General features: G+C 60.1%; 17 protein-coding genes and 1 pseudogene. 7 read left to right on the forward strand and 11 right to left on the reverse strand.

The window, feature by feature from the left end:
• Positions 1–37: 37 nt before the first annotated feature.
• Complete coding sequence (locus BFQ04_RS08135) at positions 38–1,249, reverse strand: MFS transporter (RefSeq protein ID WP_065950372.1); 1,212 nt, start codon at positions 1,247–1,249, stop codon at positions 38–40.
• 97 nt (positions 1,250–1,346) lie between these two features.
• On the opposite strand from BFQ04_RS08135, the gene BFQ04_RS08140 reads away from it, so the two are divergent.
• A complete protein-coding gene (locus BFQ04_RS08140; RefSeq protein WP_065950373.1) occupies positions 1,347–2,168 on the forward strand; it encodes an AraC family transcriptional regulator in 822 nt (273 codons plus the stop codon).
• Here BFQ04_RS08140 and BFQ04_RS08145 read toward each other — a convergent pair.
• Positions 2,161–3,351 (reverse strand): MFS transporter, encoded by a 1,191-nt coding sequence (locus BFQ04_RS08145; protein WP_065950374.1) that lies wholly within the window; start codon positions 3,349–3,351, stop codon positions 2,161–2,163. The genes BFQ04_RS08140 and BFQ04_RS08145 overlap by 8 nt on opposite strands.
• Positions 3,348–3,817: pseudogene (locus tag BFQ04_RS28385) on the reverse strand (alpha/beta hydrolase). The gene BFQ04_RS08145 and the pseudogene BFQ04_RS28385 overlap by 4 nt, the downstream one beginning before the upstream one ends.
• A gap of 176 nt (positions 3,818–3,993) precedes the next feature.
• Between BFQ04_RS28385 and BFQ04_RS08160 the strand changes: the two are divergent.
• Positions 3,994–4,917 carry an AraC family transcriptional regulator gene (locus BFQ04_RS08160; RefSeq protein ID WP_065950377.1) on the forward strand — a complete coding sequence of 308 codons (924 nt, stop codon included), beginning with the start codon at positions 3,994–3,996 and terminating at the stop codon, positions 4,915–4,917.
• On the opposite strand, the gene BFQ04_RS08165 is transcribed toward BFQ04_RS08160, so the two are convergent.
• Together BFQ04_RS08165 and proP are read right to left on the reverse strand one after the other, a co-directional pair.
• Positions 4,892–5,398 carry a GAF domain-containing protein gene (locus tag BFQ04_RS08165; RefSeq protein WP_065950378.1) on the reverse strand — a complete coding sequence of 169 codons (507 nt, stop codon included), beginning with the start codon at positions 5,396–5,398 and terminating at the stop codon, positions 4,892–4,894. The genes BFQ04_RS08160 and BFQ04_RS08165 overlap by 26 nt on opposite strands.
• 52 nt (positions 5,399–5,450) lie before the next feature.
• A complete protein-coding gene (gene proP / locus BFQ04_RS08170) occupies positions 5,451–6,953 on the reverse strand; it encodes a glycine betaine/L-proline transporter ProP (protein ID WP_065885310.1) in 1,503 nt (500 codons plus the stop codon).
• 322 nt (positions 6,954–7,275) lie between these two features.
• Between proP and BFQ04_RS08175 the strand changes: the two genes are divergently transcribed.
• On the forward strand, positions 7,276–9,372 hold the full coding sequence (locus tag BFQ04_RS08175; protein WP_065950379.1) for a putative bifunctional diguanylate cyclase/phosphodiesterase: 2,097 nt from the start codon (positions 7,276–7,278) through the stop codon (positions 9,370–9,372).
• Positions 9,373–9,397: 25 nt separating this feature from the next.
• On the opposite strand, the gene BFQ04_RS08180 is transcribed toward BFQ04_RS08175, so the two are convergent.
• From BFQ04_RS08180 to BFQ04_RS08200, 4 genes are all read right to left on the reverse strand, one after another.
• The gene (locus BFQ04_RS08180; protein ID WP_065950380.1) at positions 9,398–11,239 is read right to left on the reverse strand and encodes an AAA family ATPase; all 1,842 of its coding nucleotides are present in this window, start codon (positions 11,237–11,239) and stop codon (positions 9,398–9,400) included.
• Positions 11,240–11,352: 113 nt separating this feature from the next.
• Entirely contained in the window at positions 11,353–12,762 is a 1,410-nt protein-coding gene (mapR, locus tag BFQ04_RS08185) for a GntR family transcriptional regulator MpaR (protein ID WP_065950381.1), read from the reverse strand.
• A gap of 95 nt (positions 12,763–12,857) precedes the next feature.
• Positions 12,858–14,267 carry a cytochrome c oxidase accessory protein CcoG gene (gene ccoG / locus BFQ04_RS08190; protein ID WP_065950388.1) on the reverse strand — a complete coding sequence of 470 codons (1,410 nt, stop codon included), beginning with the start codon at positions 14,265–14,267 and terminating at the stop codon, positions 12,858–12,860.
• A 249-nt stretch (positions 14,268–14,516) separates the two neighbouring features.
• Entirely contained in the window at positions 14,517–14,756 is a 240-nt protein-coding gene (locus BFQ04_RS08200; protein ID WP_065950383.1) for a DUF3203 family protein, read from the reverse strand.
• A gap of 121 nt (positions 14,757–14,877) precedes the next feature.
• Here BFQ04_RS08200 and BFQ04_RS08205 point away from each other — a divergent pair, with 121 nt between their 5' ends.
• On the forward strand, positions 14,878–15,369 hold the full coding sequence (locus BFQ04_RS08205) for an MgtC/SapB family protein (protein WP_065950384.1): 492 nt from the start codon (positions 14,878–14,880) through the stop codon (positions 15,367–15,369).
• Here BFQ04_RS08205 and BFQ04_RS29625 read toward each other — a convergent pair.
• Positions 15,347–15,523 carry a hypothetical protein gene (locus tag BFQ04_RS29625; protein ID WP_175413263.1) on the reverse strand — a complete coding sequence of 59 codons (177 nt, stop codon included), beginning with the start codon at positions 15,521–15,523 and terminating at the stop codon, positions 15,347–15,349. The two genes, BFQ04_RS08205 and BFQ04_RS29625, sit on opposite strands and share 23 nt — an antisense overlap.
• A 205-nt stretch (positions 15,524–15,728) precedes the next feature.
• Here BFQ04_RS29625 and BFQ04_RS08210 point away from each other — a divergent pair, with 205 nt between their 5' ends.
• The 3 genes from BFQ04_RS08210 (at position 15,729) to glgB (ending at position 23,383) form a co-directional block, all read left to right on the forward strand.
• Positions 15,729–17,717, forward strand: a complete 1,989-nt coding sequence (locus BFQ04_RS08210) for an alpha-1,4-glucan--maltose-1-phosphate maltosyltransferase (protein WP_065950385.1) — start codon at positions 15,729–15,731, stop codon at positions 17,715–17,717.
• 84 nt (positions 17,718–17,801) lie between these two features.
• Complete coding sequence (treS, locus tag BFQ04_RS08215; protein ID WP_065950386.1) at positions 17,802–21,149, forward strand: maltose alpha-D-glucosyltransferase; 3,348 nt, start codon at positions 17,802–17,804, stop codon at positions 21,147–21,149.
• Positions 21,146–23,383: a 1,4-alpha-glucan branching protein GlgB gene (gene glgB, locus BFQ04_RS08220; RefSeq protein WP_065950387.1), complete on the forward strand. Its 2,238-nt coding sequence runs from the start codon at positions 21,146–21,148 to the stop codon at positions 23,381–23,383. Before treS ends, glgB begins: the two co-directional genes overlap by 4 nt.
• Positions 23,384–23,685: 302 nt before the next feature.
• Here glgB and BFQ04_RS08225 read toward each other — a convergent pair whose 3' ends face one another.
• Positions 23,686–24,861, reverse strand: a complete 1,176-nt coding sequence (locus tag BFQ04_RS08225; RefSeq protein WP_065949219.1) for an integrase core domain-containing protein — start codon at positions 24,859–24,861, stop codon at positions 23,686–23,688.
• Positions 24,862–24,951: the final 90 nt, after the last annotated feature.

Below are 24,951 nucleotides of genomic sequence, written 5' to 3' on the forward strand. Positions count from 1 at the left end.
CATTGTTCAAGTGTGCACCCACTGGTCAGCGGCAGGCTCAGACGCCTTTGGTCGCGGGCAAAAAGATCGTCAGGATACCCGCCAACGGCAGGAACGAGCAGAGCTTGTAGACGTATTCGATACCGTGGTGATCCGCGAGCAAGCCCAGCAACGCCGCGCCGATTCCGCTGAAACCGAACATCAGGCCGAAGAATATCCCGGCGATCATGCCGACATTACCCGGCACCAGCTCCTGGGCGAATACCACGATGGCCGAGAACGCCGAGGCGATGATAAAACCGATGATCACGCTGAGCACGGCGGTCCAGAACAGGTCGACGTAGGGCAGGGCGAGGGTGAACGGCGCGGCGCCGAGAATCGAAAACCAGATGACTTTCTTGCGGCCGATCCTGTCGCCGATCGGCCCGCCAGCGAAGGTGCCCACGGCCACCGCGCCGAGGAACAGGAACAGGTACATCTGGGAGCTGGCGACCGACAGCTGGAATTTTTCGATCAGGTAGAACGTAAAGTAGCTGGTCAGGCTGGTCATGTACCAGTATTTGGAGAACACCAACAGCGCCAGTACCACCAGGGCAAAGGTCACGCGGCCTTTGGACAAGCCGTGGGTCGGCTGACTGCCTTGCTTGAGCTTGAACAGGTTGAGGTGGTGACGGTACCAGCGGCTCAAACCGTACAGCACCCCGATTGCGAACACCGCGAACAGGCCGAACCAGGCGATATGGGACTGGCCGTAGGGAATGATGATGGCCGCCGCCAGCAACGGGCCGAAGGCGCTGCCGGTGTTGCCGCCGACCTGGAACGTCGATTGCGCCAAACCGTAGCGGCCGCCGGAGGCCAGGCGTGCCACGCGGGATGTTTCCGGGTGAAACGTCGATGAGCCGACACCCACCAGCGCCGCCGCCAGCAGGATCGCCGGGAAGCTGCCGACAAATGCCAGCATCAGGATGCCGATCAAGGTGCAGACCATACCCGCCGGCAACAGCCAGGGCTTGGGGTGACGGTCGGTGTGATAGCCGATCCACGGTTGCAGCAGGGATGCGGTCAGTTGGAAGGTCAGGGTGATCAGGCCGACCTGGGTAAACGTCAGGCCATAGTTGGCCTTGAGCATCGGGTAGATCGACGGCAGCACGGCCTGGATCAAGTCATTGATCAGGTGCGCCAGGGCACAGGCGCCGAGCACGCGCATGACCAGCGGGCTTATCTGGGGCGTAGTGGTTGCAGCGGCGGGTGTCGCGGTGAGGGTCGACATTCATGCATTCCATACAAGGCAGCTAACAGAGGCAGACAGTACTTGAGCTGACGGCCCATTTCTAATTGTTTCGGGCACTATGCTAGAGTCGACAAAAATGCCTGTCTCGCGAAATTCGGGCAGAAAACATCGCAAAAAGGGCGAAACCATCAAATCCCTCGACGAATTCCTAAACGAGATCGATGAAGGCGATTGGGCCGTCATCAGCTCGGCCACTGATTATCCGCAAAACTGGGTGATTCCCGAACACAGTCACAACAAACATCAGCTGCTCTACGCTATCGAGGGCGTGATGGTGGTGCATTCGGCGCTGAACCAATGGACGGTGCCGCCCAATCGGGGCTTCTGGATGCCCTGTGGGCATGTGCATGCGCTGCGCTGTGTGGGCACGTTGAAAATGCGCAGCGTCTTCGTGCGCCCGGACAGCTTTGCGAACCTGCCGACCGAGCCGAAGACGGTGACGGTTTCGCCGTTGCTCGGGGAATTGATCAAAGCCTCGGTCAGCTTGAAACCGCCGTATGCCGAGAACTCGCGCGACGCCAGGATCATGCGCCTGATGCTGGATGAGCTGGCGATCCTGCCTGCGCTGCCACTATCCCTGCCGCAGCCCGCCGACCCGCGTATCAACCGCATCTGCCTGACCTTGCAGCAAGACCCGGGTGATGCGTCCACGGTCGCCGATTGGAGCGCGCGCCTGGACCTGGATCAAACGACCATCCAGCGCCTGTTTCGTCGCGAAACCGGCATGACCTTCGGCCAGTGGCGCCAACAGGCACGCTTGCTGTTGGCGCTGGAGCGCATCGCAGTGGGCGAGAAGATTATCGATGTGGCCCTCGAGTTGGGCTATGACAGCCCGAGCGCCTTTACCAGCATGTTCAAGAAACAGTTTGGCAAGACGCCGAGTCATTTCTTCAAGTAGCACTGTTGACAACACGAGCATGCAGTGGGCGACGTGATGCCAGGTAGGCCAGCAACGTGGCGGCCACCAGCAATCCTGCGCTGAGCTCAAAGGTTGCCCGGTAGCCGCTCAGGTCGAAGGCCGCGCCGCCGACCGTGGCGCCCGCGGCAATCGCCGATTGGATAATGGCAACCATCAACCCGCCGCCGGCCTCGGCGTCATCCGGCAAGGTTCTCGACAACCATGTCCACCAGCCCACCGGTGCGGCGGTCGCCACCAGGCCCCAGCTGCCCAGCAATACAGCGGTCATGTGGGTTGATTCGCCGAACTCCAGCAATCCGAGCGCGATGCCTGCCATGATCAGCGGGATGGCAATCAGCGTCGGGTACAGGTTGTGCTTGAGCAAGCGTTCAATCAGGAACGTCCCCGCCAGACCTGCCAGGCCGAGCACCAGCAGCATCAACGAGAGTGTGGACACCTCGACCCTGGTGACACTTTCCAGGAACGGGCGCAGATAGGTGAACAGCATGAACTGGCCCATGAAGAACAGGCTGATGGCCGCCATGCCCAATGCCAGCGTTGGGTTTTTCATCAAGCGCAGTGCATTGCCGGTTTTTGCCTCGGCCCGGTTTTTCAGGGTGGGCAGGCTCATCAGCAGCCATAGCCATGCGATCACGGCCACTGGCACTACACAGAAAAACGCGCCGCGCCAGCCGATGATCCCGCCGAGAAAGCTGCCCAGCGGCGCCGCAATCACCGTTGCCAGCGCATTGCCGCCGTTGACGATGGCCAAGGCACGTGGCACCTGAGGCTCTGGTACCAGGCGCATCGCCGTGGCCGCCGAGAGTGACCAGAAGCCGCCAATCGCCACGCCAATCAACGCGCGCCCAAGCATGAACACCAGGTAATTGGGGGCGAATGCCACCACGCTGCCTGAGACGATCATCAGCAGCGTCAGTGCCATCAGCAGGCGTTTGCGATCCACACGCGCGGCAATCGAGGCGATCACCAGGCTGGTGAGCAGGGCAAACAACCCGGACACCGAAATGCCCTGGCCGGCCTGGCCTTGGGTGATATGCAGGTCAGCGGCCAGTGGGGTCAGCAGGCTGACCGGCATGAACTCGGACGCGACCAGGGCGAATGCCGCCAGCGACATGGCCAGTACGGCGCCCCAGCGTTGGGGGTGAGGGGAGGCCGGGATCATTTCAAATGGCTCTGGAAGAAAGTGGTGAGTGTGGCGAATGGGATCAGGTCGACCCGGTCATAGAGATCGACGTGCCCCGCATTCGGGATGATCAGCAATTGCTTGGGCTCGGCAGCGCGCTCAAAGGCGTCTTCGCTGCATTCACGGGAATGCGCGTCGGCCCCGGCAATCAACAACAGTGGACGTGGTGTTCGGCCATTTTGGTGGCGTAGAGGTTAGCGCTTTGTTGCCTGACGGCGCCCATTGGATGACCGACGACAATGGCCGGGTTCTTTGAACCAGCAACCCGATTTTTTGGCGCAAACAACGTGCCCGCGACCTGCATCCCATATTGGTTATTGAAGGTGACGTTCTCGGCGGTCACCTTATCGCTTGTGTAGAAGTTATCAGCACCGTTGGACATATCGGCTCCTGATGAGGACAGGGAGGTCACCAGCAAACCCAGAGCAAGCAGAAGGCGTTTCATCGGGAAGTTCCTTGCGAAGTGTCCGAGCATTTTCCCGGTGCCAGCAGAGCTTCTGTAGTGCATTTGAACGGATTACTTGCCTGATCCTCTGAGTTTCATGCTGTGGCGCAGACGTCGGTAGCCGGTGCGGGTACAGTCCTGTCAAGACATTCATTGATGCATTGGAAGGGCCCGCCATGACGATCAATCCACCGGCGCTGGACACGCTGATCCAGTCCATTGACTCGCGCATCCAGGCGCCAGGGGATTGCCCAATGCCGATACCCGGCCTGGGCTTCTATCGGCGTGAACGGCCGGCCGCACCGGTGGTGTGCATGGTCGAACCGAGCATCGTGCTGGTGGTGCAGGGCAAGAAACAGTTGTGGGTCGGCGGTGAGGGCTATCCCTACGACACGTCACGATTTCTGGTGACTTCGCTGGATATCCCGGCCAACTCCGAAGTGCTGGCCGCCAGCGCCGAGCAGCCGTGCCTGGGGCTGACGTTCAAACTCGACCTGCGCATGCTGGCCGAGCTGATCGCCCAGGGCGACCTGCCGCCCACGCGTGAGCGCGCGATGATGAAGGGCGTTGGCATCGGCTCGGTGACGGGTGGCATGCTGGCGGCCTTCGCGCGCCTGGTAGCGCTGCTCGATGAGCCCGAAGCGATAGCGGTATTGGCGCCGTTGATCCAGCGCGAGATTCACTACCGCTTATTGCAGAGCGACCAGGCCGGCCGGCTGCGCCAGATCTGCTCGGTGGACGGGCAGGGCTATCGGATCGCCAAGGCCATCGATTGGCTGAAACTGAATTTCGATAGCGCATTGCGTGTGGAAGAACTGGCGGCGCGCGTGCAAATGAGCGCGGCAACCTTTCATCATCACTTTCGGCAACTGACCTCGATGAGCCCGTTGCAGTATCAGAAATGGCTGCGCTTGAACGAGGCTCGACGATTGATGTTGAACGAGCACCAGGACGTGTCCAGTGCCGCGTTCAAGGTTGGCTATGAAAGCCCGTCGCAGTTCAGCCGTGAGTACAGTCGGCTGTTTGGCGTGCCACCCAGGCGCGACATCGCTGCGCTGCGGGGCGGGGCAGCTGTCACTGATCTGCCGGGGCCAGGTTAGCGTAGAAGATGCACCCGATCAGTCGGGCAAACAGGCTCAGGGTTTCCGGCAGGTTGGGATCGTCGAACAGCGTGGCGCGTGAATCGAGCGCACACAGCGCACCGAACAGGCGCCCGTCGGGCAGGAAAATCGGCGCACCGGCATAGCTTTCGATCGCGTATTGCTTGACCACCGGGCGCGAGGCAAAGCGGCCGTCGACGCTGATTTGCGGCACGAACAGAGTTTGGGGATTGACGCAGAATTCACTGCACAGGGTGGTTTCCAGGTCGAGTACGTCGTCGACGTGGATGCCCATTTGCATAGGGTCGTAGGCCGAGCAGACCACCCACTCCAGGTCGGTGAATTTGGCGATGCCGGCAAAGCGCATGCCGGTCAGGCGGGTGACCAGCTTGAGAATATTGGTGCTCGCTTCGATTTCGGCGATGGCCGCGCGTTCATCGGCGCTCAGCAGCGATTGTGCGTAGTTGACGCTTGGAACCATGTGATCACTCCAATGTGCGTGGCCGCGGGCCGCGACCACGCACAGTCAGGTCTTAATTAATCCGCGGGTGCTGCTGCACCAGGTTTTCGCGCTTGGCCTGGAGGGCTGCAATTTCGGCATCGATGTCCTCGATCTTCTGCTCGATATTGTCATGATGCTCCTGCAGCAATTCCTTGGCTTCTTCCATATCGGAAGCTGCCGGGGCCGCGCCGCGCAGTGGCTTATTGGCGGTTTCCTTCATGGTCAGGCCGGTAACCAGGCCCACCACGGCGAATACCATCAAGTAATAAGCCGGCATGTACAGGTCGTTGGTGCTTTCCACCAGCCACGCCACTGCGGTGGGCGTGACGCCGGCAATCAGCACCGAGACGTTGAACGCGCTGGCCAATGCACTGTAGCGCAGATGTGTCGGAAACATAGCGGGCAGCGTGGAGGCCATCACGCCGATAAAGAAGTTCAGCACGATCGCCAGGATCAGCAGGCCGCTGAAGATCAGCCCGGTCTTGCCGCTGGTAATCAGCATGAACGCCGGGATGGACAGGCACAGCAGGCCGATGCTGCCGGCGATGATGAACGGCTTGCGCCCGATCTTGTCGCTGACAAAACCGATGAACGGTTGCACGAACAGCATGCCGACCATGATCGCGATGATGATCAGCACGCCGCTGTTTTCGGCGTAATGCAGGTTGTGCGACAGGTAGCTGGGCATGTACGTGAGCAGCATGTAGTAGGTCACGTTGGTGGCCGCGACGATACCGATGCAGGTCAGCAGGCTGCGCCAGTGCTTGGTGGCGATCTCTTTGAACGACACCTTGGGGCCATGGCTGAGACCTTCGCGGTCACCCTGTTCGAGCTTGTCGACATGCTGCTGGAACGCCGGGGTTTCTTCCAGGGCGTGGCGCAGGTACAGGCCGATGATGCCCAGCGGCAGCGCCAGGAAGAACGGCAGGCGCCAGCCCCAGGCCTCGAATTCCGCCTCGCCGAGCACCGTGGAAATCAGAACCACCACGCCCGCACCCAGTACGAAGCCGGCAATCGAGCCGAAATCCAACCAACTGCCCAAAAAGCCGCGCTTGCGGTCCGGGGCATATTCGGCGACGAAAATCGACGCGCCGGTGTATTCGCCGCCCACCGAGAAGCCCTGGGCCATTTTGCACAGCAGCAACAGGATCGGCGCCCAGATACCAATGGACGCGTAGCCGGGAATCAGGCCGATGGCGAAGGTGCTCAGGGACATGATCACGATAGTGGCGGCGAGGACTTTCTGCCGCCCGTATTTGTCACCCAGGGCGCCGAAGAACAAGCCACCCAGTGGGCGGATCAGGAAGGGGACGGAGAACGTGGCCAGTGCAGCGATCATTTGTACGCTGGGGGACGCGTCCGGGAAGAACACCTTGCCCAGCACATAGGCGACAAACCCATAGACGCCAAAGTCGAACCATTCCATGGCGTTGCCCAATGCGGCGGCGGTGATCGCCTTGCGCATCTTGTTATCGTCGACAATGGTGATGTCGTTCAATCCGATCGGACTGACGCGTTTCTTACGTAATTTCATGCGGGCCACTCTAGAAGCTGAACGGGGAGGTGCCATCGTGGCGATGGCACCGCTCTGTCACTTCAGATACAAGCGGACACGAAATAATTCACCCTTCGGCAGATTTTTTCTCACGGCGGGCACCGCATGCGTCAGCAGCGCCGCGAAAATGTGCGCGCTGTGCTGGGCAATCCAGCGTTGCACAGCGCCTGGCAAAGCCACCCATTTTGACCCTGCAAACCCGCCCGTATCCACCAAGCAATTAATCACCTGTCCAGAAATATTCTCGCTACAATCCGCCGCTTTGCCACCCGGCCCGGGCTGTCAAACCGCGAGAAACCCCATGCTCACTGGTAGCTACACCACCTCCCTTGTCGTGATGTCCCTGTGTGTCGCCATCCTGGCGTCCTACACCGCGCTGGACCTGGCGGGCCGGATCGCCACCGCCCAGGGACGTACGGTTTATCTATGGATCACCGGGGGTGCCGTGGCGATGGGCGTAGGGGTGTGGTCGATGCACTTTATCGGCATGCTGGCCCTGCGCCTGCCGTTCGCCCTCGGTTTCGACTTGGACCTTACCGCGCTGTCATTGCTGATTGCCGTGTTATCCAGCGGGTTTGCGTTATGGCTGGTCAGCCAGCCGCGCCTGACGGCCTGGCAACTGGCATTCGGCGCGTTGGTCATGGGCGCGGGCATCGCCAGCATGCACTACACCGGTATGGCCGCGATGCGCATGACGCCGGGCATTGATTACGATCCCGCATTGTTCGGCGCATCGTTATTGATCGCGGTGCTGGCTTGCGGCGCGGCGCTGTGGATCGCCTTCAACCTGCGCCGCAATACGCCTTATGTGCGCCTGGCGCGCAGTGGCGCGGCGGTGGTGATGGGCGTGGCTATCGTCGGCATGCATTACACCGGCATGGCCGCCGCGCGTTTTGCCGACGACAGCTTCTGCACCGCCGCACAGACCGGCTTGAGCGGCAAGGGCCTGGATAACCTGGTGCTGGTGACTTCGTTGGCGGTGCTGGTCATCGCCCTGTTGACCTCGCTGCTCGACGCCCGGCTGGAAGCGCGTACCGCCGTGCTGGCTGACTCCCTGACCCTGGCCAACCAGGAACTGACCCACCTGGCCCTGCACGACATGCTCACCGGCCTGCCCAATCGCACGCTGCTGGCAGACCGAATTCAACAAGGTATCCAGGCGGTGAAGGAGCAGGGCGGTTGCTTTGCGCTGATGTTTATCGACCTGGATGGCTTCAAGCCGGTCAACGATGCCTTTGGTCACCACATGGGTGACCAGTTGCTGCGCGAGGTCGGCCTGCGCTTGCGCGAGGACCTGCGCAGCCAGGACACCTTGGCGCGCATCGGCGGTGACGAGTTTGTATTGATGGTGCAACTGACCCAGCCGGACGACGCCATGGGCCTGGCCGAACGCCAGGTCGGCCTGATCAACCGTGCATTCACGGTCGCCGAGCACGAGCTGAAAATCTCCGCCAGCATCGGCATTGCCATCTTCCCGGGCAACGGTAGCAACCCCCACGAGCTGTTGATGAATGCCGATGCGGCGATGTACCACGCCAAGGGCATGGGCAAGAACGGCTACCGGTTCTTCGATGTGTCGATGAACACCAACGCGCGCAAACAGCTGCAGTTATTGCAGGACCTGCGCAACGCTCTGGACAACGCGCAATTTCGTTTGTACTACCAGCCCAAGTTCGACGCGATCAGCGGGGTTGCGGTAGGGGCAGAGGCGCTGTTGCGCTGGGAGCATCCACAGCAAGGCCTGTTGCTGCCGGCCACGTTCATTGAACTGGCGGAAAAAACCGGGCTGATCATTCCCATCGGCGAGTGGGTACTCGATGAAGCCTGTCGCCAGATGCGCCTGTGGTACGCCCAGGGCTACGAAGACTGGCGCATTGCGGTGAACCTGTCGGCGTTGCAGTTCTGCCACGCCGGGCTGGTCGCCAGCGTGGCCGCCGCCCTTGAGCGGCACCAATTGCCGGCCAACAGCCTGACCCTGGAGATCACCGAAACCACCGCCATGAGCGATGCAGACGCGAGCATGACGGTGTTGCAACGGCTCTCGGACATGGGCGTCGACCTGTCCATCGATGACTTCGGCACCGGCTATTCCAGCCTGATGTACCTCAAGCGCCTGCCGGCCAATGAGCTGAAGATCGACCGTGGTTTCGTGCGCGACCTGGAGCACGACAGCGACGACGCCGCCATCGTGTCGGCCATCGTTGCGCTGGGCCAGGCCCTGGGTTTGCGGATCGTCGCCGAAGGCGTGGAAACCGATGCGCAGCAGCGCTTCCTGACCCGCCTGGGCTGTAACTCGCTGCAAGGCTATCTGCTGGGCCATCCGCTGCCGGCCGACGGGTTCATGGCCGACATCCAGCGCGCCCAGGGCGCGCAGGCGCCTGACAAGGGCCGTGCGTAACGAGTCATAGGGCAAAAGCGCGCACCTAGTGATGCTTGGTTAGCGTGATTCTCTCCACCAGCTCAGTTATTCTTTCTCGCAAATCAAGGATGTCGAGGTTGGCATTCTTGGCGCATATATAGTTGGCAATTTTAACTTTGTCGGCTTTTTTGAATAAGACGTCATCTGTTCGCGTGAAATACAGCGGATGGACAAAAGCGTTGGATGCTGGCCGGTCTTTGAATGTTGAGGCGTAGGTGCTCTTCAAGGCATCCAGTACGCTCTCCGGGTCCAAGTAGTTTTCAATTTCTCTACCGGCGGTGATCCAGCATAAGTCGCTATGGGTTTCGTACTGATTATTCTCGAGCGTCTGTTGAATCCTGGTTTTGGTGAGGTTGATGGGGTCGTCTGCCGTTTTTTTGTCGCTGTCGATAACAAAGGCCAAGTGGCGATTGAGTTTTTTAACATCGATCAGGGCTTTGATATCTTCGCTTGCGTCCTCCGCTTCATCTGCGCTGAGGTGGCTTAAAAGTCTTCCGCCATAAAACATGATGGAGTAGTCAATGCCTTCCTTGATCTCGATGTTGTGTTCGGCGGTGTAGTGCTTTATCCAGTGTTTCAAGTAGATTCGGTCCGATGGGCCTTCTACCCATATCACAAAATTTGACTGAAGTATGTCAGATGCTTTATAGCCGAGGTTCTGAATGGCGCTGAATTTTGATGAGGCGCAGAACGCATGGGAAATAGAGGTCTCGTCAGTCGCGGAGTACGAGCCGTCTTGATGCAGTGTCTTCTGGGTCCTGACATGAAAGACCGAGGCGTTACTCATGTCCATAATCGAGGCGGAGTGAGTCGCGATAAAATATTGATTTGTCGTTTCGTCGAGGAGGTATTGCATTAGCCTGCGCTGCAATGTGGGGTGCAAATGAAGCTCGGGCTCTTCAATACAGATGATTTGATGCTCCATTAAAGTGCAGGAGGCGGCGATGATGATAATCTCGTGCAAGCCCGTCCCTAGCAGATGCAAGGGAAGCATTTTGCCATCGATTTTCACCGATATATTCAGCTTGTGTGAGATATGGATCTGCGCCGAGTCGTTGCGAAGCACAGATTTTAAAAGCTTGTTTAGTTTGTTGAAGTCGGCGTGGGTTTCCAGTCCATGCGTGTCGGGGAGCTGAAGCTCAAAGATTTTATTTATAAGGCCTGCGCCGGAGTGTTGGTCGGTGACGCTTTCGTCTTTGGTTATCTTTCGCAGCGCGGGAATAAGTATGGGTTGTTTTTTTATTTTTACATTGACGCCTTCAAGCAGACGTTCCATCCAACGCTCAACCGTATTGTGCTGGCCGGGCGTGTGGTCTTTCCCGTAGGATGCCTTCACGATGTCATGGATGCGCTGCGCGACAGTTTCTGGAATGCTGGCGGCCGCGGTATTGATATTGGTTTGTAAGGGCCGTCGTGTGTTGTTGTCAGTTTTATAGGGGCTGACCCACACCCATCCGTTGTCACTCAAGGGCGCGAGGAGTTGCTTGCAGGTGGCGATAAAGTCTGGGTGGCTGGAATGTTCTGAAAGGCTGGAACTGGAGGTTGATGTAAACTCCAGGAGTTCACGCACGGAACAGCCGACACCCAGTGAAGGGTGCGCGTTGTTGGTGTTGATATTAATGTCCAGACCCGACAACTTCAGGAAGGGATCTTTGTCGCTACGTCTCGAGGGCGGGTCAAGGTGCCTGCCATGTTCCGATATGAAGTTGAGAATTATAGATTTGCCTGAGTTGTTCTCACCCACAAAGAAATTGAATCTGCCAAAGGGTGCCATCTTTTGCAGGGTGTTGCCCACGCCTCTGTAGTTAGACAGTGCCAATCCTTTTAGAATAATCGGGTCGTTCATCCTTACCTCCATGTTAGCGACGATAGCTGGCATGCCGCGCGGGCACGCGGGCAGTAGAAGAAGCCAGGGTTTCGACTTTATTAGGGGTAAGGGCGAAAAGCCACTATTCGTTATCAAAACGAGCGCACAATCCGCCCCAGCGTCTCCATCGCCTTCTCCGATGCTTCGGTCCACGGGCTACCGTAGTTCAAGCGGATGCAGTTGCGAAAGCGTCGGGTCGCCGAAAAGATCGGCCCCGGTGCGATGCTGATGCCTTGCGCCAGGGCCATCTGGAACAGCTTCAATGAATCGGTTTGCTCCGGCAGTTCCAGCCACAGGAAATACCCGCCGGCCGGCTGGCTGACGCGGGTCTGCGCCGGGAAGTAACGGGCGATGGCGGCGAGCATCGCGCTTTGCTGTTCTTCCAGGGCGTAGCGCAGTTTGCGCAGGTGCCGATCGTAGCCGCCGTGTTGCAGGTAGTCGGCAATCGCGGCCTGGGCCGGCATCGACGGGCACAGCGATGTCATCAGTTTCAGGCGCTCGACCTTCTGCGCGAAGCGACCGGCCGCCACCCAGCCAACGCGGTAACCTGGCGCCAGGCTCTTGGCAAAGGAGCCGCAGTGCATCACCAGCCCCTCGGTGTCGAAGGCCTTGGCTGGTTTCGGCGCGTGTTGCCCGTAGTACAGCTCGGCATACACATCGTCTTCGATCAGCGGTACCTGGTGGCCGCGCAGCAGTTCCACCAGTGCCTGTTTTTTTTCTTCCGGTACCGTCGCGCCCATCGGGTTCTGGAAGCTGGTCATGGTCCAGCAGGCTTTGATCGGGTAACGCGATAGGCTTTGCGCGAGGGCGTTGAGGTCGATGCCGTCGCGCGGATGCACGGGGATTTCCACAGCCTTGAGTTTCAAGCGCTCGAGCACTTGCAGGCAGGCATAAAACGCCGGGGCCTCGATCGCCACCAGGTCGCCGGGCTCGGTCACGGCTTGCAGGCACAGGTTCAGCGCTTCGAGGGCGCCATTGGTGATCAGCAGTTCTTCCATGGGCAGCATCAGGCCGCCGACCATGTAGCGCAGCGCAATCTGGCGGCGCAGTTGCGGGTTGCCGGGAGACATGTCGGTGACCACCAGGCGCGGGTCCATCTCGCGGCTGGCACTGGCCAGGGAGCGGGCCAGGCGCGGCAGCGGGAACAGCATCGGGCTGGGGAAGGCCGAACCGAAGGGCACGGTGTTCGGGTCCTTGATCGAATCCAGCACTGAGAACACCAGCTCACTCACATCGACTTCGGTGGACTCGTGCACCTGCTCGCTCACCACCGGCTCGGAGAACGGGCTGGGCGCGTGGGCATTGACGAAGTAGCCGGAGCGCGGCCGCGCGCGGATCAGGCCGCGTCGCTCCAGCAGGTAGTAGGCCTGGAATACCGTGGACGGGCTGACGCCGTAAGTCTGGCTGGCGTAGCGCACCGAGGGCACGCGCTGGCCGGGGCCAAGCACGCCCGAGCGGATCAGTTCTGCGATGTCATCGGCGAATTTTTCGTAGCGTTTCATGGGGAGCCTTGAACAGTTTTCAGTGTATGCGCCGGGCCAATGTGGGAGGGGGCTTGCCCCCTCCCACATTGGCACTCTATACATTCAGGGGATTATCAGCGGTTCAGTGGTGCGACGAAACGGCTGTCGGCAACGCTGTAAATCCACGGCTCATCCACATCCATCACCTTGAAGCGCAAGGTCTGCGAGCTGCTTGCCGGTGTGTCCGCCAGCAGCGCTACCGAGACAGGCACATTCACGATTTCCCCCGGCGCCAGGCTGATTCGGGTTTCGCCCTGCAACCGGAAACCTTCGGCGTCCACCAGCGCCAGGCGATAATCCTGGTGCTGCTGAGTCTTGTTGATGACCTTGAGGCTGTAGATGTTTTCGATCAAGCCCTCGCTGTTCTCGCGGAACAGGCCCCGGTCCTTGGTCACGTCCAGCGAGACCATCGGCCGTTCGACCAGGGCCAGCACCAACGCGGCTATCATGACCAGCAGCACGGCACTGTATCCGATCAGGCGCGGCCGTAGCAGCCGGGTCTTGCCACCTTGCAGTTGATGTTCGCTGGTATAGCTCACCAGGCCACGGGCATAACCCATTTTGTCCATGATCGAATCGCACGCGTCGATGCACGCCGCGCAACCGATGCATGCCATTTGCAGGCCGTCGCGGATATCGATGCCGGTGGGGCACACTTGCACGCACAGCTGGCAGTCGATGCAATCGCCGAGGCCGACATCCGCCGATTTGACCTCGCGTCTACGCGGGCCACGGCGCTCGCCACGGGCGCCGTCATAGGCAACGGCCAGGGTATCCTTATCGAACATCACGCTTTGGAAGCGCGCGTAAGGGCACATGTGCATGCACACCGCTTCGCGCAGCCAGCCGGCGTTGAGGTAGGTGGCGGCGGTAAAGAACAGCACCCAGAACAGACTGACGCCGCCCAGTTGCCAGGTCAGCAGTTCCGCGGCCAACGGGCGGATGGGCGTGAAATAGCCGACAAAGGTCAGCCCGGTCAGCACGCTGATGCCCAGCCACAGTGTGTGTTTGGCCGAACGCCGTGCCAGCTTGTTCAGGCCCCACGGCGCGGCGTGCAATTTGATGCGTTGGTTACGCTCGCCTTCGCTGATTTTTTCGCACCACATGAACAGCCAGGTGAACACGCTTTGCGGGCAGGTGTAACCACACCACACACGGCCGGCGAACACCGTGACCGCAAACAGGCCAAAGGCGCAGATGATCAGCAGTGCCGACAACAGGATGAAGTCCTGGGGCCAGAACGTTGCGCCGAAAATATGGAATTTGCTCTCGGCCAGATCCCACAGTACTGCCTGGCGCCCGCCCCAGTTCAGCCACACGGTGCCGAAAAAAGCGAGGAACAGCAAAGCGCCACCGCTCATGCGCAAGGTGCGGTAAAGGCCGGTGAAGCTGCGGGTATGGATCAGGTTATCGCGGGATGCGGCCTTCACCTTCTTCGGATGAATGGGCTCAAAAGTTTCCACGGTGGGGATTCGTTCGCTCATGGTCATTCGCTCATCAGCCTCCATCAGGCGGATGAACTATGCGCGGCGTGCTGTTTGCGTAACAGACTCAGGTTGGCGGTTAAAAAGCGGATCAGATGGGCAATCCGGGCCTTGATGCGAGACCTTGCAGGCGCGAACTTGCTCGCGAAAAACTCACAGGCACCGCCTTCATTCAGAAAGCACGCGTTATCGTTGACGTTTTTCGCGAGCAAGCTCGCTCCTACAGAGGCATCAGGGCATACAGATCAATTAAATGACCGAACCCGGTTCGTCGGCCTTCACATGCTGACGCCCGTCATGGGCGCCGGCGACGGTCAGTGCATCGGCCTCGGCCTCGGTGATGTAGATCCGTTCAGCCGCCAGTTCCACGTACGACATGGACTTCTCGGTATCGGTCACGACAGTGACGCGGGTCGCGGGCACACTCTGTTCCTGGCCATTGTCATTAAGCGTGAAATAGCACAGTTGGTTGTCGATACGGATAGGCATACCGGTCTCCTTTTCATGGGCTCTGATCATTTAGGAGCCAACCAGGCGTGAGGGTTCCACGCAACTGACTGACGGTCGCCGCTGTCCATCCTTTATCAATAATCACAAAAGGACAGCATCCATGGACGCTTGGCTAGAGGAAGCGTGGCAAACCCTGCAGGCTGAGTTTGCCGATATCGGCGACGCCAGGCAGCTCACTCAGATTACGGTGCGCCTGCTGATGGCCGCGATCCTCGGTGGCATCCTGGGGTTTGAACGCGAGAGCAAGGGCAAAGCCGCTGGCGTGCGCACCCATATGCTGGTGGCGCTGGGCGCCGCACTGTTCGTGATGGTGCCGCAGATGTCCGGCAATCAGGCTGATGCGATGAGCCGGGTGGTGCAAGGCGTGATTGCCGGGATCGGCTTCCTGGGGGCCGGCACCATTATCAAGGGCAAGGATGAGGACGCCGGTCACGTCAAAGGCCTGACCACTGCCGCCGGACTGTGGATGACCGCTGCGATTGGGGTCTCGGCCGGTTTGGGTCGGGAATCGACAGCGGTCCTGAGTACGTTGCTGGCCTTGGTGGTGTTCAGTGTGATGCCGAAGATCGTCAAGCGTTTCGACAAAGACTGACGATGACAGGCGGCATGGTAGTGGGTGGTTCCTGAACCGGTGGCGGCTCGTTCTCCGGCGGCTCCTGTTCCGGAATCGGCGCAGGCTCGGTGGGTGGCAGGGTCGGGTTGTCGATATTCGGATCGGGCGTCTCTGCCGGGATCGGGATAGTCATGGGTGTGGCCTCCTTTGTGCTTTGCTCTATCGGTGGACAGCCCCGGGAGGGAATTGATTCCCCGCCCGGTGGCGACATATCCGCCTGAACTTTTGCCCGCAGCCCAGGCTCGGACCTAATACGGGCCTGCTCAGGGAGTGCGCCGCCATCTTACGAATTCGGATCAAGCACAGAGCGTCCACTGGGCGTAAGGGGAATATGCTCGATGACTGCTGAAACACTGGTTCCAGAACATTCTTTGTTGCCGTTGTCCCAGGCACTGCTGTTACCCAGAATCGCCATTGAAAGCACCATGCCGGTGATCGACGGTGGTGAATTTGCCGTCAAGGCGGTGGTGGGCCAGCAGGTCAATGTCACCAGTAAAGTATTCGCCGACGGTCATGACAAGCTGGCGGTGTTGGTGCGCTGGCGCCCGCTCGGGCAGGAAAACTGGCACAGCGTGGTCATGAATGATGTGGGCAACAACGGCTGGGAAGGTGCATTTACCGTCACCACCCAAGGGCCCCACGAGTTTTGCATTGAGGCCTGGATCGATACCTTCGCCAGCTTCTGCTATGAGCTGCGTAAAAAGCATGAAGCCGGGGTGCCGGTCAGCCTGGAGCTGCAGGAAGGCCGCAGCCTGGTGTTGCAGGCCGCCGAGCGCAGTGACAACGAGTTGCGCGACCGCTTGATGCTGCTGCACCACGAACTCTCCGGCCTGCTGGAAACCGAGCAGGTTGCGCAGTTCCTGCACGAAGACAGTGCACACCTGATGACCCAGGCCGACCACCGCGCCTATTTGAGCATCAGCACGGTCTACCCGATCGACGTGGAGCGCGAGCGTGCCCAGTTCGCCAGCTGGTACGAGCTGTTTCCCCGCTCGATCACCGATGATCCGGCCCGTCATGGCACGTTCAACGATGTGCATTCACGCCTGTCGATGATCCACGACATGGGGTTTGACGTGTTGTATTTCCCGCCGATCCACCCCATCGGCCGCAGCCATCGCAAGGGCAAGAACAACTCCCTCACCGCCGGTCCCGATGATCCTGGCAGCCCTTATGCAATCGGCAGCGAGGAGGGCGGGCACGAGGCGATTCACCCGCAGTTGGGCAGCCGCGAGGATTTCCGCCGCCTGGTCAAGGCCGCCGCCGACCACGGCCTGGAAATCGCCCTGGATTTCGCCATCCAGTGCTCCCAGGACCACCCGTGGCTCAAACAGCATCCGGGTTGGTTCAACTGGCGCCCGGACGGCACGATCAAATACGCGGAAAACCCACCGAAGAAGTACCAGGACATCGTCAACGTCGACTTCTATGCGGCGGATGCGATTCCCGGCTTGTGGACCGAACTGCGCGACATCGTGGTGGGCTGGGTGGAAGAGGGCGTGAAGACCTTTCGCGTGGACAACCCGCACACCAAGCCGCTGCCGTTCTGGCAGTGGCTGATCAGCGATGTGCGTCGCCAATACCCGGAGGTTATCTTCCTGGCCGAAGCCTTTACCACCCCGGCCATGATGGCGCGCCTGGGCAAGGTCGGTTATTCCCAGAGCTACACCTATTTCACCTGGCGCAATACCAAGGCCGAACTGAGTGAGTATTTCACCCAGTTGAACCAGTCGCCGTGGCGCGAGTGCTACCGCCCCAATTTCTTCGTCAATACGCCGGACATCAACCCGGGCTTCCTGCATGAGTGCGGCCGGGCGGGCTTCTTGATCCGCGCCGCGCTGGCCACCATGGGCTCGGGCCTGTGGGGCATGTACTCCGGGTTCGAACTGTGCGAGTCCGCACCGGTGCCGGGCAAGGAGGAGTACCTGGATTCGGAGAAATACGAGATCCGCCCTCGCGACTTCACCGCGCCCGGCAACATCATTGCCGAGATCGCCCAGCTCAACCGTATCCGTCGTCAGAACCCGGCGTTGCAGACTCACCTGGGGCTCAAGCTCTACAACGCCTGGAACGACAACATCCTGTACTTCGGCAAGCGCAGCGAGGACGGCAGCAATTTCGTGCTGGTGGCCGTCAACCTCGACCCGCATAACGCCCAGGAGGCGCACTTCGAGTTGCCGCTGTGGGAGATGGGCTTGCCGGACGATGCCCAGACCCAGGGTGAAGACTTGATGAACGGCCATCGCTGGACCTGGTACGGCAAGGACCAGTGGACCCGGCTGGAGCCGCAGATGCCGTTCGGGATCTGGCGCATCACTGCTTCCTAAACGACTGGAGAACAGAGTGTGGGAGGGGACAAGCCCCCTCCCGCATTGATCGCATTTGCGCCTGCAGCATTTCAGGAGTTTCCAATGGCGAAGAAACCCAAGGCAGCTACCTTTATCCAAGACCCGCTCTGGTACAAGGACGCGGTGATCTATCAGGTGCACGTCAAATCCTATTTTGACTCCAACAATGATGGCATTGGTGACTTTCCCGGGCTGATCGCCAAGCTCGACTACATTGCCGACCTGGGCGTCAACACCATCTGGCTGTTGCCGTTTTACCCCTCGCCACGCCGCGATGACGGCTACGACATCGCCGAATACCGTGGCGTCCACAGCGACTACGGGACCATGGCCGATGCCAGGCGCTTCATCGCCGAGGCCCACAAACGCGGACTGCGCGTGATTACCGAACTGGTGATCAACCACACCTCCGACCAGCACCCGTGGTTCCAGCGCGCCCGCAAGGCCAAACCGGGCTCGGCGGCGCGGGACTTCTACGTCTGGTCCGATGACGACCAGAAATACGACGGTACGCGGATCATTTTCCTCGACACCGAGAAGTCCAACTGGACCTGGGACCCGGTGGCCGGCCAGTACTTCTGGCACCGTTTCTATTCGCACCAGCCGGACCTGAACTTCGACAACCCGCAGGTCATGAAGGCCGTGCTGTCGGTGATGCGCTATTGGCTCGACCTGGGCATCGACGGCCTGCGCCTCGACGCGATTCCGTACCTGATCGAGCGTGACGGCACCAACAATGAGAACCTGCCCGAGACCCACGGGGTGCTCAAGCAGATCCGCGCTGAAATCGACGCGAATTATCCTGATCGCATGCTGCTGGCCGAAGCCAACCAGTGGCCGGAAGACACGCAACTCTACTTCGGTGACCGCAAAGGCGACGACGGCGATGAATGCCACATGGCCTTCCACTTCCCGTTGATGCCGCGCATGTACATGGCCCTGGCCCAGGAAGATCGCTTTCCCATCACCGACATCCTGCGCCAGACCCCGGAAATTCCGGCCAATTGCCAGTGGGCAATCTTCCTGCGCAACCACGATGAACTGACCCTGGAAATGGTCACCGACAAAGAGCGCGACTACCTGTGGAACTACTACGCCGCAGATCGCCGTGCGCGCATCAACCTCGGCATCCGCCGGCGCCTCGCGCCGTTGGTGGAGCGTGACCGGCGCCGCGTGGAACTGCTCAACAGCCTGTTGCTGTCGATGCCTGGCACGCCGACCCTCTATTACGGCGACGAAATCGGCATGGGCGACAACATTTATCTGGGCGACCGCGATGGCGTGCGTACGCCGATGCAATGGTCCATCGACCGCAATGGCGGCTTCTCCCGCGCCGACCCGGCCAGCCTGGTATTGCCGCCGATCATGGACGCGCAGTACGGCTACCAGTCGGTCAACGTCGAAACCCAGGCCCAGGACCCGCATTCATTGCTGAACTGGACGCGGCGCATGCTGGCTGTGCGCAAGCAGTCCAAGGCGTTTGGTCGCGGCAGCCTGAAAATGCTGTCGCCGAGCAATCGCCGCATCCTGGCGTATACCCGTGAGTACACCGGGGAGGGCGGTCGCAGCGAAATCATCCTGTGCGTGGCCAATGTCTCGCGCAGCGCCCAGGCGGCGGAACTGGACCTGTCGGCATTCGCCGGGATGGTGCCGGTGGAGATGCTGGGCGGTAACGCATTCCCGCCCATCGGCCAATTGAATTTCCTGCTGACCCTGGCGCCCTATGGCTTTTATTGGTTCGTGCTGGCGGCGGAAAACCAGATGCCCAGCTGGCATGTGGAACCGGCCCAGAGCATTCCCGACTTCACGACATTGGTGTTGAAAAAACGTATGGAAGAGTTGCTCGAAGAACCCTGTCGCACCACCCTGGAACACACTTCGTTGCCGGCCTGGCTGCCCAAGCGCCGCTGGTTCGCCGGCAAGGACGCCACCATCGACAGCGTGCACATTGCCTACGGCGTGCGCTTTGGCGATGAGCAGCACCCGGTGCTGCTCAGCGAGATCGACGTCACCAGCGCGGGGCAGACCAGCCGCTATCAGTTGCCGTTCGGTTTCCTCGGCGAAGACCAGCTCACCAGCGCCTTGCCGCAGCAACTGGCATTGGCGCGGGTACGGCGTAGCCGCCAGGTGGGGCTGGTTACCGACGCGTTCAGCCTCGAGCATTTTGTCCGCAGTGTGATTCAAGGCATGCAGGCCGCTACCGTGCTCAATTGCAGCGAGGGTGACCTGCGCTTCGAAGCGACCCCGCACCTGGCCGCCTTGCAACTGACCGATGAATCAGCGGTGCGCTACCTGTCTGCCGAGCAGTCCAACAGTTCGGTGGTGGTCGGCGAGAGCCTGGTGCTCAAGCTGATCCGCAAAGTCAGCGCCGGGGTCCACCCGGAACTGGAAATGAGCGCCTATCTGACCGAAGCCGCCTACCCGAACATTTCGCCGCTGATGGGCTCGATGAGCCGGCGCGACGCACAGGGCCAGGACAGCCTGCTGATGATTGCCCAGGGCTATCTGAGCAACCAGGGCGATGCCTGGAGCTGGACCCAGAACAACCTCGAGCGGGCCATTCGCGACGAGTTGGCCGAAGCGATTTCCGAACAGGAGCAGCACTACAACGCCCTCGGCGAGCTGGCGGATTTCGCCGGCCTGTTGGGTCAGCGACTGGGTGAGATGCACCTGGTGCTGGGCGCGCCCACCCAGAACAAGGACTTCAAGCCCGAAGTCACCTCGGCCAGGGACACCCAGGCCTGGGCCAAGGACGTGGGCGCGCAGATCGAGCGTGCCTTGCACCTGCTCAAACTAAATCAAAGCCAGTTGAACCCCGCCGATCAGGCACTGGTCAGTGAATTACTGGCGCAGAAAAAAGCCATCGGCAGCCACGTCCAGGCATTGGCGAAAGCCACGCTGGGCGGATTACGCATTCGCGTCCACGGTGACTTGCACCTGGGCCAGGTATTGGTCGTCAAGGGCGACGCTTATTTGATCGACTTTGAAGGCGAGCCGGCGCGACCGCTGCATGAACGGCGTGGCAAGCACAGCCCGTACAAGGATGTCAGCGGGGTGTTGCGCTCCTTCGATTACGCGGCGGCCATGGCCCTGAATGTGCAGGGGGTTGATCATTCGCCGCAAGCGCAGGCCTCGCGGCGACGCGTGACCGAGCGCTACCTGAGTGAAGCGCGCCAGGCATTTACCCAGGCTTATCAGGCCGCGACGGCTACACTGGCGCATGACTGGCAGGATGCCAACGGCCAGGACGCCGCGCTGACCTTGTTCAGCCTGGAGAAGGCCGCGTATGAAGTGGCCTACGAAGCGGAAAATCGCCCGAGCTGGTTGCCGGTGCCCTTGCAAGGGTTGCACGGTTTGCTCAGCGGGCTTACACCTGAATCGACAACTGCACGCGGTGGGGAGACGTCATGAGTTTTACGCATAGAGAACCGCTGCAGCCCAAGTTGACTGCAATGCCGGCGTCCAAGGACGTCGAAGCGCTGGTGCGTGCCGAGCACCACGATCCATTCTCGATCCTTGGGCCGCACGATGATGAACAGGGCGGGCAATTTATCCGCGCATTCCTGCCTGAAGCCCTGAGTGTCCAGGTCCTGGCGCGTGACAGTGGCGAGCCAATCGGCAGCCTTGACGCGACCCAGGTGCCGGGCCTGTTCGTCGGGCACTTCGGCACGCGCCAGGATTACCTGCTGAAAATCCAGTGGGCCGGCGGCGAGCAAATCACCGAAGACCCGTATAGCTTCAGTCAATTGCTGCTGGGTGAAATGGACCTGTACCTGTTTGCCGAAGGCAACCACCGTGACCTGGGCAACTGCCTGGGCGCCCAGGTCACCACGGTGGACGGTGTGCAGGGCGTACGGTTTGCCGTGTGGGCGCCGAACGCCCGACGCGTTTCGGTGGTCGGCGACTTCAACATCTGGGACGGTCGCCGTCACCCGATGCGCCTGCGCCATCCCTCAGGCGTATGGGAAATCTTCATCCCGCGCCTGCAACCGGGCGCGGCCTACAAATATGAAATTCTTGGCGCTCACGGCATCCTGCCGCTCAAGGCCGACCCGATGGCCCTGGCCACCCAACTGCCGCCGGATACTGCCTCGAAAGTCGCCGCGCCGTTGCAAGTGGACTGGCGGGACCATGAGTGGATGCAGGCGCGTGGCGACAAACAGAAATCCACCGCGCCGCTGTCGATCTATGAGTTGCACGTTGGGTCCTGGCAGTGCGAGCTGGACGAGGCCGGCGAAGTGTCACGCCAATACGGCTGGCGCGAACTGGTCGAGCGGCTGATTCCCTACGTGCAGCAACTGGGCTTCACGCACATCGAACTGATGCCGATCATGGAGCATCCTTTCGGCGGTTCCTGGGGCTATCAGGCCTTGTCCCAGTTCGCGCCGAGCGCACGCTTTGGCTCGCCGGAAGATTTCGCCTACTTCGTCGACGCCTGCCACCTTGCGGATATCGGCGTGATCCTCGACTGGGTGCCGGCGCACTTTCCTACCGACACCCACGGCCTGGCGCAATTCGACGGCACTGCGTTGTACGAATACGCCAACCCGCTGGAGGGATTTCACCAGGACTGGGACACGCTGATCTACAACCTGGGCCGCACCGAAGTGCACGGTTTCATGCTGGCGTCGGCGCTGCACTGGCTCAAGCACTTCCATATCGACGGCCTGCGCGTGGACGCGGTGGCCTCGATGCTGTATCGCGACTATTCACGCAAAGCCGGTGAATGGGTGCCCAACCGCCACGGCGGCCGGGAAAACCTGGAAGCCATCGATTTCCTGCGCCATCTGAACGACGTGGTCGCGCTGGAAGCGCCGGGCGCGCTGGTGATTGCCGAGGAATCCACTGCGTGGCCAGGCGTGAGTCAAAGCACCCAGCAAGGTGGCCTGGGCTTCAACTACAAATGGAACATGGGCTGGATGCATGACTCACTGCATTACATCCAGCAAGACCCGGTCTACCGTGCCCATCATCACAACGAACTGAGTTTTGGCCTGGTGTATGCCTGGTCCGAGCGGTTTATCCTGCCGATTTCCCATGATGAGGTGGTGCACGGCAAGCACTCGCTGATCGACAAGATGCCTGGCGACCGCTGGCAGAAATTCGCCAACTTGCGCGCCTACTTGAGTTTCATGTGGATGCATCCGGGCAAGAAACTGCTGTTCATGGGCTGCGAGTTCGGCCAGTGGCGCGAGTGGAATCACGACCAGCAACTGGACTGGTACCTGCTGCAATACCCGGAACACCGTGGGGTGCAAAAGCTGGTGGGCGACCTGAACCGCTTGTACCGCGAGGAACCGGCGCTGCACGAGCAGGACGACGCGCCCCAGGGCTTTCAGTGGCTGATTGGCGATGACGCCATCAACAGCGTCTACGCCTGGCTGCGCTGGAGCAAGGACGGCAAGCCGGTGCTGGTGGTCGCCAACTTCACCCCGGTGCCGCGTGAGGCCTACGCCGTCGGCGTACCGTTTGCAGGGCGCTGGAGCGAAGTGATCAACAGTGATGCCGACATGTATGCCGGGTCCAACTACGGTAATGGCGGTGCGGTACAGACCGTGGATGAACCTCGTCACGGGCAACCGGCGTCGCTGTCGTTGAACCTGCCTCCCTTGGGCGTGCTGATTCTGCGACCACAAGAGGCATAGGTATCTATAAAACGCTGCAACGCCAAAACGTAACCACGATGCGAAGCGAGCCGCTCTTGATCTTGATCTTGATCTGCTTTTGATCCTAGGCGCCCCGTTAAACCACGCTGGCCGAACGCAGGCTTGAATCCGTGGGTAACCCGGCAGGACGCCGGGTTAGCCGCACTGGGCCAGGGATGGCCCATTGCGGCGGCCCACGGATTCAAGCCGGAGTGAGGGCACACCGAGCCTGAGCGAGGTGCCGAGTGGTGGGGCATGTACGGCATGTACGGGTCAACCACATGGGTTACAAAAAAGTGCACTCACATAGGTGACACTTTGATTGAGACATAACCGTTCTTTGCATCTCTCGCATTCACATGGCCCAAGATCACAGGACCGAAGATTACATTCCATACCCCATCACCGATCATCTCCATTCCGATGGTCTGGTGACAAAGTAGATTGCCAACATAAACCCGCATGCCTCCTCGATTGATGATTCCGCTACTGTCGGCCAGGTAACTCTCAATATGACTCGCATAGATCATTTCCGGTAGCGTCTCTGGGTACATTCGAGTTGAAGGCGTATAGCAAGCAGCAGGCGTTTTCTGGCCAAGCGCCTCATGTCCACGCTCGTAATTGTAGTGCTGCAGGAAGCGATCAAAGTGTCGCTGCTGGGCTTCCCACGCAATTGCCGACGGGTGAGGTAATGTACTTTTCAGCGTCCGGTGCATGCGCTCATGCCGCCCATTCTGATCTGGGCGACCTGGCTCGATCCTCTCAGGAATGATCCCAAGTCTCATCCACCAAATCGACAGCTGTGACAGCCCTGCACGACTGGTGCTGGCAAACGGTATCCCATTGTCAGTACGAATACGCTCTGGCAGGCCGTATTCGCGAAAAACCCTTTCGAAGGTTTGCTGGGTTTCCTTCAGATTGGTGCTGCTCATGCTCTGGCACGCCAGCAAAAACCGGCTGGCATGATCCATGATCGTCAGCGGATAACACCAAATCCCTGCTCCGGTCAGGTATTGGCCCTTGTAATCAGCGCTGAACAACTGGTTGGGATTTTCTGCCTTGCGTAAAGGCTTGGGATACACAGCCACCCGTCGGCGCAATGGCTTGGGGGTAATCAAATCAGCTGCCTTGAGAATGTTGTAAATGGTCGTCTTCGAGGGCGGATCCTGATCTGGGAAACGCTGCATGAGGCTATTCTGAATCTTTTTCGGGCCGGGGATCGTCTCGCCACTTAAGCGAAATTCAACGATTGCCTGTTTCACAGCCAAGGGCACCACGTAGGTTTGGTTGTGGCGGCAGCGGCTACGTTCATCAAGCCCACTCGGGCCCTCTGCCTCGTAACGCCTGATCCACTTATACCCAGTCTTGCGGCTGACCTCATAGTCCCGGCACAGCTGGCTAAGGCTGTGCTTCTGGGACAGGTAATCGGCAATGAACATTACTTTAAGGTCCATAGGTTTCAGCTCTTTCCAGGGCATGGTCAGATCCTCGCGAAATCGACCCTGCCAGTTAAAAACTGTTACCTATGTGCGTGAACTGATTTGTAACCCATGTGGGTGAGTCATACC

Source organism: Pseudomonas sp. 37 R 15 (assembly GCF_900004865.1).
Lineage (GTDB): Bacteria > Pseudomonadota > Gammaproteobacteria > Pseudomonadales > Pseudomonadaceae > Aquipseudomonas > Aquipseudomonas fluorescens_AM.

What these genes read in the sequence shown, in the direction of transcription:
- BFQ04_RS08180 (WP_065950380.1), bottom strand. Translation starts at nt 11,239, where the DNA reads ATGAACGACCCGATTATTCTAAAAGGATTGGCACTGTCTAACTACAGA.
- glgB (WP_065950387.1), top strand. Translation starts at nt 21,146, where the DNA reads ATGAGTTTTACGCATAGAGAACCGCTGCAGCCCAAGTTGACTGCAATG.
- BFQ04_RS08225 (WP_065949219.1), bottom strand. Translation starts at nt 24,861, where the DNA reads ATGCCCTGGAAAGAGCTGAAACCTATGGACCTTAAAGTAATGTTCATT.
- BFQ04_RS08160 (WP_065950377.1), top strand. Translation starts at nt 3,994, where the DNA reads ATGACGATCAATCCACCGGCGCTGGACACGCTGATCCAGTCCATTGAC.
- BFQ04_RS08175 (WP_065950379.1), top strand. Translation starts at nt 7,276, where the DNA reads ATGCTCACTGGTAGCTACACCACCTCCCTTGTCGTGATGTCCCTGTGT.
- BFQ04_RS08200 (WP_065950383.1), bottom strand. Translation starts at nt 14,756, where the DNA reads ATGCCTATCCGTATCGACAACCAACTGTGCTATTTCACGCTTAATGAC.
- BFQ04_RS08135 (WP_065950372.1), bottom strand. Translation starts at nt 1,249, where the DNA reads ATGTCGACCCTCACCGCGACACCCGCCGCTGCAACCACTACGCCCCAG.
- ccoG (WP_065950388.1), bottom strand. Translation starts at nt 14,267, where the DNA reads ATGAGCGAACGAATCCCCACCGTGGAAACTTTTGAGCCCATTCATCCG.
- BFQ04_RS08205 (WP_065950384.1), top strand. Translation starts at nt 14,878, where the DNA reads ATGGACGCTTGGCTAGAGGAAGCGTGGCAAACCCTGCAGGCTGAGTTT.
- BFQ04_RS08210 (WP_065950385.1), top strand. Translation starts at nt 15,729, where the DNA reads ATGACTGCTGAAACACTGGTTCCAGAACATTCTTTGTTGCCGTTGTCC.
- BFQ04_RS29625 (WP_175413263.1), bottom strand. Translation starts at nt 15,523, where the DNA reads ATGACTATCCCGATCCCGGCAGAGACGCCCGATCCGAATATCGACAAC.
- BFQ04_RS08145 (WP_065950374.1), bottom strand. Translation starts at nt 3,351, where the DNA reads ATGATCCCGGCCTCCCCTCACCCCCAACGCTGGGGCGCCGTACTGGCC.
- proP (WP_065885310.1), bottom strand. Translation starts at nt 6,953, where the DNA reads ATGAAATTACGTAAGAAACGCGTCAGTCCGATCGGATTGAACGACATC.
- BFQ04_RS08165 (WP_065950378.1), bottom strand. Translation starts at nt 5,398, where the DNA reads ATGGTTCCAAGCGTCAACTACGCACAATCGCTGCTGAGCGCCGATGAA.
- BFQ04_RS08140 (WP_065950373.1), top strand. Translation starts at nt 1,347, where the DNA reads ATGCCTGTCTCGCGAAATTCGGGCAGAAAACATCGCAAAAAGGGCGAA.
- treS (WP_065950386.1), top strand. Translation starts at nt 17,802, where the DNA reads ATGGCGAAGAAACCCAAGGCAGCTACCTTTATCCAAGACCCGCTCTGG.
- mapR (WP_065950381.1), bottom strand. Translation starts at nt 12,762, where the DNA reads ATGAAACGCTACGAAAAATTCGCCGATGACATCGCAGAACTGATCCGC.